12 protein-coding genes are annotated in these 13,060 nt (G+C 72.0%); 9 read left to right on the top strand and 3 right to left on the bottom strand.

All coding sequences use genetic code 11. The features are described 5' to 3' along the window. Window positions 1–145: 145 nt before the first annotated feature. Window positions 146–823, top strand: coding sequence for a response regulator transcription factor (locus tag AB0D66_RS11790; protein WP_069920540.1), 678 nt, complete (start codon window positions 146–148; stop codon window positions 821–823). 14 nt (window positions 824–837) lie between these two features. Then, complete coding sequence (locus AB0D66_RS11785) at window positions 838–2,103, top strand: ATP-binding protein (RefSeq protein ID WP_362300428.1); 1,266 nt, start codon at window positions 838–840, stop codon at window positions 2,101–2,103. A 9-nt stretch (window positions 2,104–2,112) separates the two neighbouring features. On the opposite strand, the gene AB0D66_RS11780 is transcribed toward AB0D66_RS11785, so the two are convergent. Then, window positions 2,113–2,649 carry a GtrA family protein gene (locus AB0D66_RS11780; RefSeq protein WP_362300425.1) on the bottom strand — a complete coding sequence of 179 codons (537 nt, stop codon included), beginning with the start codon at window positions 2,647–2,649 and terminating at the stop codon, window positions 2,113–2,115. Window positions 2,650–2,839: 190 nt separating this feature from the next. Between AB0D66_RS11780 and AB0D66_RS11775 the strand changes: the two genes are divergently transcribed. The 4 genes from AB0D66_RS11775 (at window position 2,840) to AB0D66_RS11760 (ending at window position 6,887) form a co-directional block, all read left to right on the top strand. Beyond that, the gene (locus AB0D66_RS11775; RefSeq protein ID WP_362300422.1) at window positions 2,840–3,979 is read left to right on the top strand and encodes a 5-(carboxyamino)imidazole ribonucleotide synthase; all 1,140 of its coding nucleotides are present in this window, start codon (window positions 2,840–2,842) and stop codon (window positions 3,977–3,979) included. After that, window positions 3,976–4,512 carry a 5-(carboxyamino)imidazole ribonucleotide mutase gene (gene purE, locus AB0D66_RS11770; RefSeq protein WP_362300420.1) on the top strand — a complete coding sequence of 179 codons (537 nt, stop codon included), beginning with the start codon at window positions 3,976–3,978 and terminating at the stop codon, window positions 4,510–4,512. The genes AB0D66_RS11775 and purE overlap by 4 nt, the downstream gene beginning before the upstream one ends. After that, window positions 4,509–5,693 (top strand): dipeptidase, encoded by a 1,185-nt coding sequence (locus AB0D66_RS11765; RefSeq protein WP_362300417.1) that lies wholly within the window; start codon window positions 4,509–4,511, stop codon window positions 5,691–5,693. The genes purE and AB0D66_RS11765 overlap by 4 nt, the downstream gene beginning before the upstream one ends. A gap of 129 nt (window positions 5,694–5,822) precedes the next feature. Further along, the gene (locus tag AB0D66_RS11760) at window positions 5,823–6,887 is read left to right on the top strand and encodes a membrane dipeptidase (RefSeq protein ID WP_362300414.1); all 1,065 of its coding nucleotides are present in this window, start codon (window positions 5,823–5,825) and stop codon (window positions 6,885–6,887) included. A 113-nt stretch (window positions 6,888–7,000) separates the two neighbouring features. On the opposite strand, the gene AB0D66_RS11755 is transcribed toward AB0D66_RS11760, so the two are convergent. Continuing rightward, the gene (locus tag AB0D66_RS11755) at window positions 7,001–8,344 is read right to left on the bottom strand and encodes a UDP-glucose/GDP-mannose dehydrogenase family protein (RefSeq protein WP_362300411.1); all 1,344 of its coding nucleotides are present in this window, start codon (window positions 8,342–8,344) and stop codon (window positions 7,001–7,003) included. A gap of 208 nt (window positions 8,345–8,552) precedes the next feature. On the opposite strand from AB0D66_RS11755, the gene AB0D66_RS11750 reads away from it, so the two are divergent. Both AB0D66_RS11750 and AB0D66_RS11745 read left to right on the top strand, forming a co-directional pair. Then, window positions 8,553–9,710, top strand: coding sequence for an acyl-CoA dehydrogenase family protein (locus AB0D66_RS11750; protein ID WP_030716523.1), 1,158 nt, complete (start codon window positions 8,553–8,555; stop codon window positions 9,708–9,710). A 277-nt stretch (window positions 9,711–9,987) separates the two neighbouring features. Further along, window positions 9,988–11,070 (top strand): NDP-sugar synthase, encoded by a 1,083-nt coding sequence (locus AB0D66_RS11745; RefSeq protein ID WP_362300408.1) that lies wholly within the window; start codon window positions 9,988–9,990, stop codon window positions 11,068–11,070. A 44-nt stretch (window positions 11,071–11,114) separates the two neighbouring features. Here the strand turns inward: AB0D66_RS11745 and AB0D66_RS11740 are convergent, their stop codons facing one another. Continuing rightward, window positions 11,115–12,413: an LCP family protein gene (locus AB0D66_RS11740; RefSeq protein ID WP_362300406.1), complete on the bottom strand. Its 1,299-nt coding sequence runs from the start codon at window positions 12,411–12,413 to the stop codon at window positions 11,115–11,117. Between the two features lie 106 nt (window positions 12,414–12,519). On the opposite strand from AB0D66_RS11740, the gene AB0D66_RS11735 reads away from it, so the two are divergent. Continuing rightward, entirely contained in the window at window positions 12,520–13,056 is a 537-nt protein-coding gene (locus AB0D66_RS11735) for an acyl-CoA thioesterase (RefSeq protein ID WP_361752045.1), read from the top strand. Window positions 13,057–13,060 lie beyond the last annotated feature (4 nt).

Genomic DNA, 13,060 nt, shown 5'->3' with positions numbered 1-13,060 from the left:
TAAGGAAGGACTTGAGATATGGATCACAGGTCGCCAGGGAACCGTCCGACCATATTCGAAGGTGGTTAATGGTTCATCGGCCCAGATAGCCAGGGGTGCTCCCGCAGCCCCCTCGAACCAGTCGCCTCGGACTACCATCACCCACATGACGCGTGTACTGCTCGCCGAGGACGACGCATCCATCTCGGAGCCCCTGGCCCGCGCCCTGCGCCGGGAGGGGTACGAGGTCGAGGTCCGCGAGGACGGCCCCACGGCCCTGGACGCCGGACTGCAGGGCGGCGTGGACCTGGTGGTCCTGGACCTCGGACTGCCGGGCATGGACGGCCTGGAAGTGGCCCGCCGGCTGCGCGCCGAGGGCCACGGCTTCCCGATCCTGGTCCTGACCGCCCGCGCGGACGAGGTCGACACGGTCGTCGGCCTCGACGCCGGCGCCGACGACTACGTGACCAAGCCGTTCCGCCTCGCCGAGCTGCTGGCCCGGGTCCGGGCCCTGCTGCGGCGCGGCGCCGCCGAGACCGCCCAGCCCCCCGCCACGCACGGCGTGCGCATCGACGTCGAATCGCACCGCGCCTGGATGGGCGAGGAGGAGCTCCAGCTCACCGCCAAGGAGTTCGACCTGCTGCGCGTCCTGGTCCGCGACGCCGGCCGGGTCGTCACCCGCGACCAGCTCATGCGCGAGGTCTGGGACACCACCTGGTGGTCCTCCACCAAGACCCTCGACATGCACATCTCCTGGCTGCGCAAGAAGCTGGGGGACGACGCCGCGAACCCCCGCTACATCGCCACCGTCCGCGGCGTCGGATTCCGCTTCGAGAAGAGCTGAGCAGCTCCCACGCCATGCGCCGCCGCCTGATCAACTCCACGCTCGCCGTCGTGCTCGTCGTGATCGCCGTCTTCGGCGTCTCCCTGGTGATCGTGGAGACCCGGACCATCACCAGCAGTGCCCAGGACCGCATCGAGTACGAGGCCCAGCGCCTGGTCGGCATCGTCGAGGCGAACGTCCTGGAGCGCGAGAGGGTCGACCCGCAGGCCTTGTCGGACCAGCTGGACGTCGGCCACCACGCCACGATCACCATCCCCGGACAGGCCACGGTGGAGGTCGGCCACCGGATCGACGAGGACGTCATCCGCGGCACGGCACGCGGCGAGCAGGGCGAGCTCGTCGTCGTCGAGGAAGCCCGCTCCACCGTGACCAAGGAGGTCGGGCGGACCCTCGCGGTGGTCGGCGCCGTCGCGCTGCTGGCCGTCGTGGCCGCCGTGCTGCTGGCCGTACGGCAGGCCAACCGGCTGGCCTCCCCGCTCACCGACCTCGCCGAGACCGCCGAGCGCCTGGGCTCGGGAGACCCGCGGCCCCGGCACAAGCGGTACGGGGTGCCCGAGCTGGACCGGGTCGCGGACGTACTGGACTCCAGCGCCGAGCGGATCGGGCGGATGCTGACCGCCGAGCGGCGACTGGCCGCGGACGCCTCCCACCAGCTGCGCACACCGCTGACCGCGCTGTCGATGCGGCTGGAGGAGATCACGGTCACCGATGACCTGGAGACCGTGCGGGAGGAGGCGACCATCGCCCTCACCCAGGTGGAGCGGCTCACGGACGTGGTCCAGCGGCTGCTCACGAACTCGCGGGACCCGCGGACCGGCTCGGCCGTCCCCTTCGACCTCGACGAGGTCGTCAAACAGCAGGTGGAGGAGTGGCGGCCCGCCTACCGCAGCGCCGGCCGCGCCATCGTGCGCTCCGGCAAGCAGGGCGTACGGGCCGTCGGCACCCCGGGCGCGGTCGCCCAGGTCCTGGCCACCCTGGTGGAGAACGCGCTGATGCACGGCGGCGGCACCGTCGCCCTGCGCACCCGGGTGATCGGCAACCAGGCCGTGCTGGAGGTCACGGACGAGGGGCCGGGGGTTCCGCCGGACCTCGGCAACCGGATCTTCGAGCGGGCCATCAGCGGCCGCAACTCCACCGGCATCGGCCTGGCCGTCGCCCGGGACCTCGCCGAGGCGGACGGCGGGCGCCTCGAGCTGCTCCAGGCGCAGCCACCGGTCTTCGCCCTGTTCCTGAGCCGGACGGCCCCGGAACGTTCGGAACCGGAGAAGACGGTCCGCTAGGCGGGCGTGTCAGCTCGCCGCGGGTTCGGGTTCCGGCTCGGGCTGCGGTTCGGGCCTGCGGCCCGGCAGCGGAGCCGGCCCGGGTATCGGCTCGACCTCGGCGGCCGACGGCAGGGCCTTGAAGACCCAGGTCCGGTACGACCAGAAGCGGAAGACGGTCGCGGTGCCGATGCCGATGAACTTGAACACGTTGGTGGCGACCGGTCCGTCCCAGCCGAAGCCGTACGTCGCCGTGTACAGCACACCGTTCTCGATGACCAGGCCGACCGCGCTGAAGGCGGCGAACAGGGCCAGCTCCCGGGTCCGGCCGCTCTTGGCGCGGTCCCGGTAGGCGAAGTAGCGGAAGCCGAGGTAGTTCGTGGCGATGGCGACCACGGTGGCTATCACGCTCGCGCGCACCACCTGGAGGTCGGTCGTGTGGCGGATCAGGTTGAAGACACCCAGGTTGACCAGCACACCCAGACCGCCGACGGCCCCGAACTTGGCGACCTCCCGCACGAGACCGCGTACGCGTTCGAGAACAGATCCGTTCCCCGGCGAGCTCATCTGAATGGTCAGTCCCTGTCGGTCACCGCCCCGCGCGGGGGCGTCCGCTGTTCTCCGTCAACCCCCTCATGTTAAGTGTCGCCCCCACGGTCCGTCTGTGCCTTCGGACACCGTGCGACGCACGGCACACCGGCGGGTCCGCGCCAGGGGCACGTCCGGATGGCGGAATACCGCCGGATACCCTGGAGGCGTGACGTTCCCGGTAGTCGGCATGGTCGGCGGCGGACAGCTCGCCCGCATGACCCACGAGGCGGGCATCCCCCTCGGAATCAAATTCAAGATCCTCAGTGACACCCCACAGGACTCGGCGGCCCAGGTCGTGAGCGATGTCGTCATCGGCGACTATCGCGACCTGGAGACGCTGCGCGCCTTCGCGCGCGGCTGCGACGTGATCACCTTCGATCACGAGCACGTGCCCACCGAGCACCTCAGGGCCCTGGAAGCGGACGGCATCCCCGTCCGCCCGGGGCCCGACGCGTTGGTGCACGCCCAGGACAAGGGGGTGATGCGCGCCAAGCTCGACGAGATCGGCGCGCCGAGCCCCCGCCACCGGATCGTGAGCGATCCGGCGGACGTGGCGGCCTTCGCGGACGAGGTGGGCGGTTTCCCCGTCATCCTCAAGACGGTGCGCGGCGGGTACGACGGCAAGGGCGTGTGGTTCGTGCGCACCCCGCAGGACGCCCAGGCGCCCTTCAGAGCGGGCGTCCCGGTCCTGGCGGAGGAGAAGGTCGAGTTCGTCCGCGAGCTCGCGGCGAACATCGTCCGCTCCCCGCACGGCCAGGCCGTGGCCTATCCGGTCGTGGAGTCCCGCCAGGTGGACGGGGTCTGCGACACGGTGATCGCCCCCGCTCCGAACCTCTCGGAAGCGCTGGCGGGCGAGGCCCAGGCCCTCGCCCTGCGCATTGCCAAGGAACTCGGCGTGACCGGCCACCTGGCCGTGGAGCTGTTCGAGACCCCCGACGGCCGCATCCTCGTCAACGAACTGGCCATGCGCCCGCACAACAGCGGCCACTGGACCCAGGACGGGGCCATCACCTCGCAGTTCGCCAACCACGTACGGGCGGTCCTGGACCTTCCGCTGGGCGACCCGCGCCCCCGCGCCACGTGGACGGTCATGGCGAACGTGCTGGGCGGGGACTACCCCGACATGTACGCGGCGTACCTGCACTGCATGGCCCACGACCCGCAGCTGAAGATCCACATGTACGGCAAGGACGTGAAACCCGGCCGCAAGGTCGGCCACGTCAACACCTACGGCGACGACCTGGACGATGTGCTGGAGCGCGCACGCCACGCTGCCGACTACCTCAGAGGAACGGTCACCCAATGAGCACCTCCGCCGCAGGCCCCGTCATCGGCATCGTCATGGGGTCCGACTCGGACTGGCCGGTCATGGAGGCCGCCGCCCAGGCCCTGGACGAGTTCGAGATCCCCTACGAGGTCGACGTCGTCTCCGCGCACCGGATGCCGCGCGAGATGGTCGCGTACGGCGAGCAGGCCGCCGACCGCGGCCTCAAGGCGATCATCGCGGGCGCCGGCGGAGCCGCCCACCTGCCCGGCATGCTCGCCTCGGTCACCCCGCTGCCGGTCATCGGCGTCCCGGTGCCGCTGAAGTACCTCGACGGCATGGACTCGCTGCTGTCGATCGTCCAGATGCCCGCCGGCGTCCCCGTCGCCACCGTCTCGGTCGCCGGGGCGCGCAACGCCGGTCTGCTGGCCGTACGGATGCTGGCCGCGCACGACCCCGACCTGCTGGGCCGGATGCGCGAGTTCCAGCAGGAGCTGAACGACCAGGCCACGGAGAAGGGCAAGCGGCTGCGCACCAAGGTCGCGGGCGCGGAGTCCTTCGGATTCGGCAAGTGAGCGCGGCGCAGCGCCTGGACGAGGCGCGCGAGCTGCTGGCCGAGCACCCCGTCGTGGACGGTCACAACGACCTCCCCTGGGCGCTGCGCAAGCAGGTCCGCTACGACCTGGACCAGCGGGACATCGCCGGCGACCAGTCGGCGTACCTGCACACCGACATCCCGCGGCTGCGGGCCGGCGGGGTGGGGGCGCAGTTCTGGTCCGTGTACGTGAGCACCGAGCTGACCGGCGACGAGGCGGTCAGCGCCACGCTGGAACAGGTGGACGCGGTCGACCAGCTGATCCGCCGTTACCCCGCCGACCTGGTGCGGGCGCTGTCCGCGGACGACATGGAGGCGGCCCGTGCCGAGGGCCGGATCGCCTCGCTGATGGGAGCCGAGGGCGGCCACTCCATCAACAACTCGCTCGCCACCCTGCGCGCCCTGCACCAGCTGGGCGTGCGGTACATGACGCTCACGCACAACGACACCATCGACTGGGCGGATTCGGCGACCGACGAGCCCCGGCACGGCGGCCTGACGGACTTCGGCCGCGAGGTCGTGCGCGAGATGAACCGCGTCGGCATGCTGGTGGACCTCTCGCACGTGGCCGCGACGACGATGCGCGACGCCCTGGACGCCACGTCCGCGCCGGTGGTCTTCTCGCACTCCTCGGCCCGCGCCGTGTGCGACCACCCGCGCAACATCCCCGACGACGTGCTGGAGCGGCTGCCGGCCAACGGCGGGGTGGCCATGGCCACCTTCGTCCCGAAGTTCGTCCTCCCCGCCGCCGTCGAGTGGACGCTGGCCGCGGACGAGAACCTGCGGGCGCACGGCCTGCACCACCTGGACACCACGCCCGGGGCGATGGCCCTGCACCGGGCCTTCGAGGCGGCGCGCCCGCGCCCGGTGGCCACTGCCGCCACCGTCGCCGACCACCTGGACCACATGCGCGAGGTGGCCGGGATCGACCACATCGGCATCGGCGGGGACTACGACGGCACGGCCTTCACCCCGGCCGGGCTGGACGACGTGGCGGGCTACCCGAACCTGATCGCGGAGCTCCTCACCCGCGGCTGGTCGAAGGCCGACCTGGCGAAGCTGACCTGGTCCAACGCGGTACGGGCGCTGCGCGACGCGGAGGCGGTCGCGCGGGAGCTGTCGGCGTCCAGGGGCCCGTCCAACGCGGTGATCGGCTGGTAGGGGCCGTCGGGGCAACGGGTGTGACCTGCGGGTTACACCCGTTTGCCACACCTGCCGGGCGACCCGGGCGTCCGGCGTGTCACGGTGGCACCATCTCTCCCTGCTGCCGCCGAGACCGGAGCGAACGCCATGGCCGACCTGCAGGATGAACCCCACTCCGTGGGCATCGGGGCGGAAGACCTCCCCGCCCCCACAGCGGTGACCAGCGCCCTGGAGCGGGCCGCCGCGCTGCTGTCCGCGCATCCCGTCGCGGACGGGTGCAACACGCTCGTCTGGACCCTGCGCCAGACCCCGTACCACGACATCGACACGCCCGACGCCGGTGTCGACACCGACATCCCGCGGCTGCGCGCCGGGGGAGTGGGCGCCCAGTTCTGGTCCCTGCTCACCCCGGGCGAGGCAGCCGACGACCAGGTGGTCTCCGACACCCTGGAACAGATCGACGTGGCGCTGGCCCTGGTGCGCCGGTACCCCGACAGCCTGTGCCTCGCGCTGACCGCCGACGACATGGCGGACGCCCGCAACCGGGGCCGCATCGCCTGCTTCCTCGGGCCGGTGCCCGGCCGTACGCTGACCGACTCGCTGAGCGCACTGCACGCGTTCCACGCGCTGGGCGTACGGATCTTCGCGCCGGCGGGAGCGCCCTGGGCCCGGCACGACCTGGAGCCCTTCGGCCACGAGGTGGTGCAGGAGGCGAACCGGCTGGGCATCGTGCTGGACCTGACCGGGTGCCCGTCGTTGACGGCCCGCCGGATCGCGGCGGCCTCGAAGGCGCCGGTGATCATCTCGAACACCGCGGCCGCGGCCCTGACCCCGCATCCGGCGAACGTGACCGACGAGGTCCTGCTGGCCCTGCGGGAGGCGAACGGCCTGGCGATGATCACCTTCGACACCGCCCGGACCGGGGACTCCCTGCACGCGGTGGCGGACCACCTCGACCACGTCCGGGCCGTCGCCGGCCCGCACTGCGTCGGCCTGGGCGCCGCCTTCGGCTCGGAACCGGGCGACCCCCGCCCCACGGGCCTGACGGACCCCTCGGGCTATCCGCGCCTGATCGCGGAACTCCTGGACCGGGGCTGGCCGGAAGCCGACCTGGCCCTCCTGACCTGGGGCAACACCCAGCGCGTCCTGCGCGACGCGGAATTCACCGCCCGCGCGGCCCACCACCGCCGCCCCGCGCCCACGCCCTTCTGACGCCCCGGGGCTCCGGGGGCAGAGTCCCCGGCAGCGGCGCCGCACGGTCGGGCACACGGCCCGCCCCCGCGCAGCGGCAACGGCCCGGCCCGTCCCCCGGCGCGGCCGGCGGGCTAGGCGTGCGGCCGGCCCATCGCCCGGTAGGTCCACCCGGCTGCCCGCCACACGGCAGGGGCCAGTGCGTTGCGCCCGTCCAGGATCAGCCGGTCGGTGACGACCCGGCCCAGCTCCGCCGGGTCCAGCTCGCGGAACTCGCGCCACTCGGTGAGGTGGAGGACGACCTCCGCGCCCCGGGCCGCCTCCACCGCGGAGTCCGCGTACCCCAGCGTCGGGAAGACGCGCCGGGCGTTGTCCATGCCCTTGGGGTCGTAGACGGTGACCTGCCCGCCCTGGAGGTGGATCTGCCCGGCCACGTTCAGCGCGGGCGAGTCCCGGACGTCGTCGGAGTCCGGCTTGAAGGTGGCGCCGAGCACCGCGACCCGCTTGCCGAGGAACGATCCGCCGACGGCGTCGCGCGCCAGCTCCACCATGTGACCGCGCCGCCGCATGTTGATCGAGTCGACCTCCCGCAGGAAGGTCAGCGCCTGGTCGGCCCCCAGCTCGCCGGCCCGCGCCATGAAGGCGCGGATGTCCTTGGGCAGGCAGCCGCCGCCGAAGCCGATCCCGGCCCGCAGGAACTTCGCACCGATCCGGTCGTCGTAGCCGATGGCCTCCGCCAGCTTGACCACGTCGCCGCCCGCGGCCTCGCACACCTCCGCCATCGCGTTGATGAAGGAGATCTTGGTCGCCAGGAAGGAGTTCGCGGCGGTCTTCACCAGCTCGGCCGTCGGGAAGTCGGTGACCACCAGCGGAGTCCCCTCCGACATCGGCGTCTCGTACACCTCCCGCAGCAGCTTCTCGCCCCGCTCGCCCTGCACGCCGATCACGATCCGGTCGGGGTGCAGGGTGTCCTGCACCGCGAAGCCCTCCCGCAGGAACTCCGGGTTCCAGGCCAGTTCCACGTCCGCGCCCGCCGGCGCCAGCTCCTCGAGCTTCGCGGCCAGCCGCTGCGCCGAGCCCACCGGCACGGTGGACTTGCCGACCACCAGCACCGGCCGGGTCAGGTGCGGGGCCAGCGAGGCCATCGCGGAGTCGACATAGGACATGTCACACGCGTACTCGCCGTGCTTCTGCGGAGTGTTCACACACACGAAGTGCACGTCTCCGAAGGCGCCGACCTCCTCCCAGGAGGTCGTGAACCGCAGCCGCCCGGAGGACCCCGGCAGCCCGGCCACGTGCGCGGACAGCAGCTCCTCCAGCCCGGGCTCGTACATCGGCACCCGGCCCGAGGCCAGCATCTCGATCTTCTCGGGGACCACGTCCAGCCCCAGTACCTCGAACCCCAGCTCCGCCATCGCCGCGGCGTGCGTGGCGCCGAGGTAGCCGGTGCCGATCACAGTGATCCTGAGGGGGGCCATGGGTGCTCCGTACAGTTGCTGGGGTGCGGCGGACCGTTTGCGGCCACTGAGCATAGTCGGGCCGGTCAGGGGGGACGTTCTCCGGTAGGTGACCCCTCTGTCACGCAACTCACGTGGGCCGTCCATACCGCCATCCGTGCACCGGCCACTAAGCTTGGGTTACTTAACGGTAGTTAGCATCACGCATCACCCTGGGGAGTGAGAGATCTTGGCGGGTTCTGCCGACTTCGACCTGTACCGCCCGGCCGAGGAGCACGACATGCTCCGCGAGTCGGTCCGCTCGCTCGCCGAGGCGAAGATCCTGCCGTTCGCAGCCGCGGTCGACGAGGAGTCCCGCTTCCCGCAGGAGGCCCTCGACGCCCTGGTCGCCAGCGACCTGCACGCCGTCCACGTCCCCGAGACCTACGGCGGCGCGGGCGCCGACGCCCTCGCCACCGTGATCGTGATCGAGGAAGTGGCCCGCGTCTGCGCCTCCTCCTCGCTCATCCCGGCCGTCAACAAGCTCGGCTCGCTCCCGGTGATCCTTTCGGGTTCCGAGGAGCTCAAGGCCAAGTACCTCGGCCCGCTCGCCAAGGGCGACGCGATGTTCTCGTACGCGCTCTCCGAGCCGGACGCGGGCTCGGACGCCGCCGGCATGAAGACCCGCGCGGTCCGTGACGGCGACTTCTGGGTCCTGAACGGCGTCAAGCGCTGGATCACCAACGCGGGCGTCTCCGAGTACTACACGGTCATGGCCGTGACCGACCCCGAGAAGCGCTCCAAGGGCATCAGCGCGTTCGTCGTGGAGAAGTCCGACGAGGGCGTCTCCTTCGGCGCCCCGGAGAAGAAGCTCGGCATCAAGGGCTCCCCGACGCGCGAGGTCTACCTCGACAACGTCCGGATCCCGGCCGACCGCATGATCGGCGCCGAGGGCACCGGATTCGCCACCGCGATGAAGACCCTCGACCACACCCGCATCACGATCGCCGCCCAGGCGCTCGGCATCGCGCAGGGCGCCCTGGACTACGCCAAGGGCTACGTCCAGGAGCGCAAGCAGTTCGGCAAGCCGATCGGCGACTTCCAGGGCGTGCAGTTCATGCTCGCGGACATGGCCATGAAGATCGAGGCCGCCCGCCAGCTCACGTACGCGGCCGCGGCCAAGTCCGAGCGCGTCGACGGCGACCTGACCTTCTTCGGCGCCGCGGCCAAGTGCTTCGCCTCCGACGTGGCCATGGAGGTCACCACGGACGCCGTCCAGCTCCTCGGCGGCTACGGCTACACCCGCGACTACCCGGTGGAGCGCATGATGCGCGACGCCAAGATCACCCAGATCTACGAGGGCACGAACCAGGTGCAGCGCATCGTCATGGCGCGCAACCTGCCGTAACGCGCCCGACCCGCACCACGCGACCGACCCCCGGCGGCCCGCCGGGGGTCGGTCGCGTCGCGGGGGCCTGGGACGGCCCTCCCGGGGGGCCGGGACGGCCGGCGCGGGCGCCGCCCGGCCCGCGGCGCGGGTTCGGCCAGGCATTTGGGGACACGCCGGGCACTACGGCGGCGCGGGTGCACGCCCGCGCGCCTTCCACGGCCTCCAGCCCTTCCGTGCCACTCGGATGGGCTAAATTTGGGCCTTCGTACGCAGGAATCGGTTGGGGAGAACGCACATGACGGAAGCGATCCTGCTGGTCGGCGGACAGGGGACGCGCCTGCGTCCCGTGACGGTGAACACGCCGAAGCCGATGGTCCCGACCGCAGGCGTGCCCTTCCTCGCCCACCAGATAGCCCGCGCCGCCGCCGCCGGCGTCACGCACATCGTGATGGCCACCTGCTACCTCGCCGAGGTCTTCGAGCCCTACTTCGGCGACGGGTCCGAGTTCGGCGTCCACCTGGAGTACGTGGTCGAGGACGAACCGCTGGGCACCGGCGGTGCCATCCGCAACGCCGCCCGGCTGCTCACCGGCGGCCCGGACTCCGCCGTCCTCGTCTTCAACGGGGACATCCTCACGGGCCTGGACATCGCCGGACTCGTCGAATCCCACCAGGCGGCCGACGCCGACGTCTCCCTGCACCTGGTCCGCGTCGAGGACCCGCGCGCCTTCGGCCTGGTCCCCACCGACTCCGAGGGGCGGGTGCTGGCCTTCACCGAGAAGCCGCAGACGCCCGAGGAGATCATCACCGACCAGATCAACGCCGGCTGCTACGTCTTCCGCCGCAGCGTGATCGACTCCATCCCGGCGGGCCGCCCGGTCTCCGTCGAGCGCGAGACCTTCCCCGGCCTGCTGGCCTCCGGCGCCACGCTGCACGGAGTCACCGAGAACACCTACTGGATGGACCTGGGCAAGCCCGAGGCCATCGTCCAGGCCTCCGCCGACCTGGTCCGCGGCGTGGTCTCCTCCCCGGCCGTCCCCGGCCGGCGCGGCGAATCCCTCGTCCTGCCCGGCGCCCAGGTGGCGGCCGGCGCCAAGCTGTCCGGCGGCACGGTCGTGGGGGCCGGCGCCCGGATCGAGGCGGGAGCGGTCGTCCAGGGCTCCATCGTCCTGGAGGGCGCCGTCATCGGCGCCGACGCCCAGGTGAGCGCCGCGCTGATCGGCGCGCGCGCCTCGGTGGGCGAGCGGACGGTGCTCGACGGCGCCGTCATCGGCGACGACGCCCTCGTGGGGGCCGACAACGAGCTCCGCTCCGGCGCCCGGGTCTGGTGCGGGGCGCAGCTGCCCGCCGCCGCGATCCGCTTCTCCCCGGACGCCTGACCCCCGAAGGGCCCCGGCAGGGGCCCCACGGGGCGTCGCAGAGGTCACTGGCCCCGGACGGTGACCTTCTCGTCGTTCTGGATCTGCTTCACCAGCTGCTGCACCTTCGCCTTGTCCCAGACGAGGTTCCCGCCGCGCTGCCCGGAGATCGGCATGTTCATGGACACGCCGTCGCCGCCGTTGACGCCCTTCATGGCGAAGAACATCTGGCCCATGTCGTACAGGCCCATGTCCTTGTCCACGATCAGCGTGTCCAGGCCCGCGCCCAGCAGCGGGTACAGGTCGAAGGGGTTGAGGACCGTGGACGGGGTCGCCGCCTGGCTCGCCAGCGCCGACAGGAACTTCTGCTGGTTCTTCGTCCGCTGCAGGTCCGACTCGGCGAAGGCGTAGCGGGTCCGTACGAAGGCCAGCGACTGCTCGCCGTTCAGCGTCTGCTTGCCGGCCTTGAAGTCGGCGCCCGACTTCTCGTCCTTGAAGCCCTCCTCGATGTCCAGCTCCACCCCGCCCAGCGCGTCCACGATGTTCGCGAAGCCGGCGAAGCCGATCTCCGCGTAGTGGTCGATCCGCAGGCCGGTGTTGTGCTCCACCGTCCGCACCAGCAGCTCGGGGCCGTCCTCCGCGTACGCCGCGTTGAGCTTGACCCGGCGGCCCTGCGCGGGGAACTTCTTGCCCGACTGGGAGCCGACGAAGGACGGGATCTCCACGTCCGAGTCGCGCGGCAGCGAGATCATGGTGTTCCCGCTGGAGCACTTCGCCAGGATCATCATCGAGTCGGTCCGCTTGCCCTCGGCCGAGCCCGTGTGGAGCTTCTTCTTCTCCTCGTCGGACATGCCCTCGCGGCTGTCGGAGCCCACGATCAGGTACGTCGTGCAGTCGCCCTCCTTCGGGCGCTCGACGACCTTGGAGAGGTCCACCTCGCGGCGCACCTTGGAGTCCGCCCAGAAGTAGGTGGAGACCGTGGTCACCACCAGCGCGGAGACCAGCACGATCGAGCCGACCTTGATCCGCTTGCGCCAGTCCGGGGCGGCCCCGGGCGTCCGCCCGGGACGGCCGGGGCCCGAGGGCGGCTGCGACGGCCCGCCGGGGCCGCCGGGGCCCGCGGGCGAGCCGTAGACCTGGCCGGTGTTGTAGCCGCTGTCGTAGCCGCCGTACGTGTCGTGGCTCCGCCCCTGCTGCGGGGGCACCGCGGGGGCGGGCGGTCCGGGCCGCCGGGCGGGCGGCGGTACCGCCGGGCGCGGGGGCTGCTGCCGCTGGACGTGCCGCATCCGCCGCGCGCCCTCGGGCTGCGCTCCCGCGCTGCCGCGCCCGTACCCGTCCTCGCGACCTTCAGGCCAGTCATTCATGCGCCCAAGGATGCCTGCCCGGGCGTGTCGCCCGACAGCCCGGGGGGCTTTCCGTACCGGTCCTGTTGCAGAGCTGATGCCTCCACAACGCATCTAAGGTGTCCGTATGACAGAGATACCGGGCGAGCTGCCCGGGAAGCCGACCGCGGCCTCCCGTACGACCCTCAGCCACATCATGACGGCCAACGACACCAACCTCCTCGGCACGGTGCACGGCGGCGTGATCATGAAGCTGGTGGACGACGCGGCCGGGGCCGTGGCCGGGCGCCACTCCGGTGGCCCAGCGGTCACCGCGTCGATGGACGAGATGGCCTTCCTCGCCCCCGTGCGGGTCGGCGACCTCGTGCACGTGAAGGCCCAGTGCAACTGGACGGGCCGCTCCTCCATGGAGATCGGCGTACGGGTCCTGGCGGAGCGGTGGAACGAGTCCACCCCCGCCACCCAGGTCGGCAGCGCCTACCTCGTCTTCGCCGCCGTGGACGCCGAGGGCAAGCCCCGCCGGGTCCCGCCCGTGCTCCCGGAGACCGAGCGCGACGAGCGGCGCTACCAGGAGGCTCAGATCCGCCGCACGCACCGGCTCGCCCGCCGCCAGGCGATCATGGCCCTGCGCGAGGAGCGGGCCGCCCAGGGCTTCGACGACTGACCGG

The organism is Streptomyces sp. NPDC048270, from assembly GCF_040652335.1.
In the GTDB taxonomy this organism is placed as follows: Bacteria; Actinomycetota; Actinomycetes; order Streptomycetales; family Streptomycetaceae; genus Streptomyces.
The sequence above is the reverse complement of the archived record's forward strand: the minus strand, read 5'-3'. Positions and strand labels throughout refer to the sequence as shown.

Bases quoted from the DNA above. Each gene is read 5' to 3' on its own strand.
- AB0D66_RS11790 (WP_069920540.1), top strand. From the start codon at position 146: ATGACGCGTGTACTGCTCGCCGAGGACGACGCATCCATCTCGGAGCCC.
- AB0D66_RS11785 (WP_362300428.1), top strand. From the start codon at position 838: ATGCGCCGCCGCCTGATCAACTCCACGCTCGCCGTCGTGCTCGTCGTG.
- AB0D66_RS11780 (WP_362300425.1), bottom strand. From the start codon at position 2,649: ATGAGCTCGCCGGGGAACGGATCTGTTCTCGAACGCGTACGCGGTCTC.
- purE (WP_362300420.1), top strand. From the start codon at position 3,976: ATGAGCACCTCCGCCGCAGGCCCCGTCATCGGCATCGTCATGGGGTCC.
- AB0D66_RS11760 (WP_362300414.1), top strand. From the start codon at position 5,823: ATGGCCGACCTGCAGGATGAACCCCACTCCGTGGGCATCGGGGCGGAA.
- AB0D66_RS11755 (WP_362300411.1), bottom strand. From the start codon at position 8,344: ATGGCCCCCCTCAGGATCACTGTGATCGGCACCGGCTACCTCGGCGCC.
- AB0D66_RS11745 (WP_362300408.1), top strand. From the start codon at position 9,988: ATGACGGAAGCGATCCTGCTGGTCGGCGGACAGGGGACGCGCCTGCGT.
- AB0D66_RS11740 (WP_362300406.1), bottom strand. From the start codon at position 12,413: ATGAATGACTGGCCTGAAGGTCGCGAGGACGGGTACGGGCGCGGCAGC.
- AB0D66_RS11735 (WP_361752045.1), top strand. From the start codon at position 12,520: ATGACAGAGATACCGGGCGAGCTGCCCGGGAAGCCGACCGCGGCCTCC.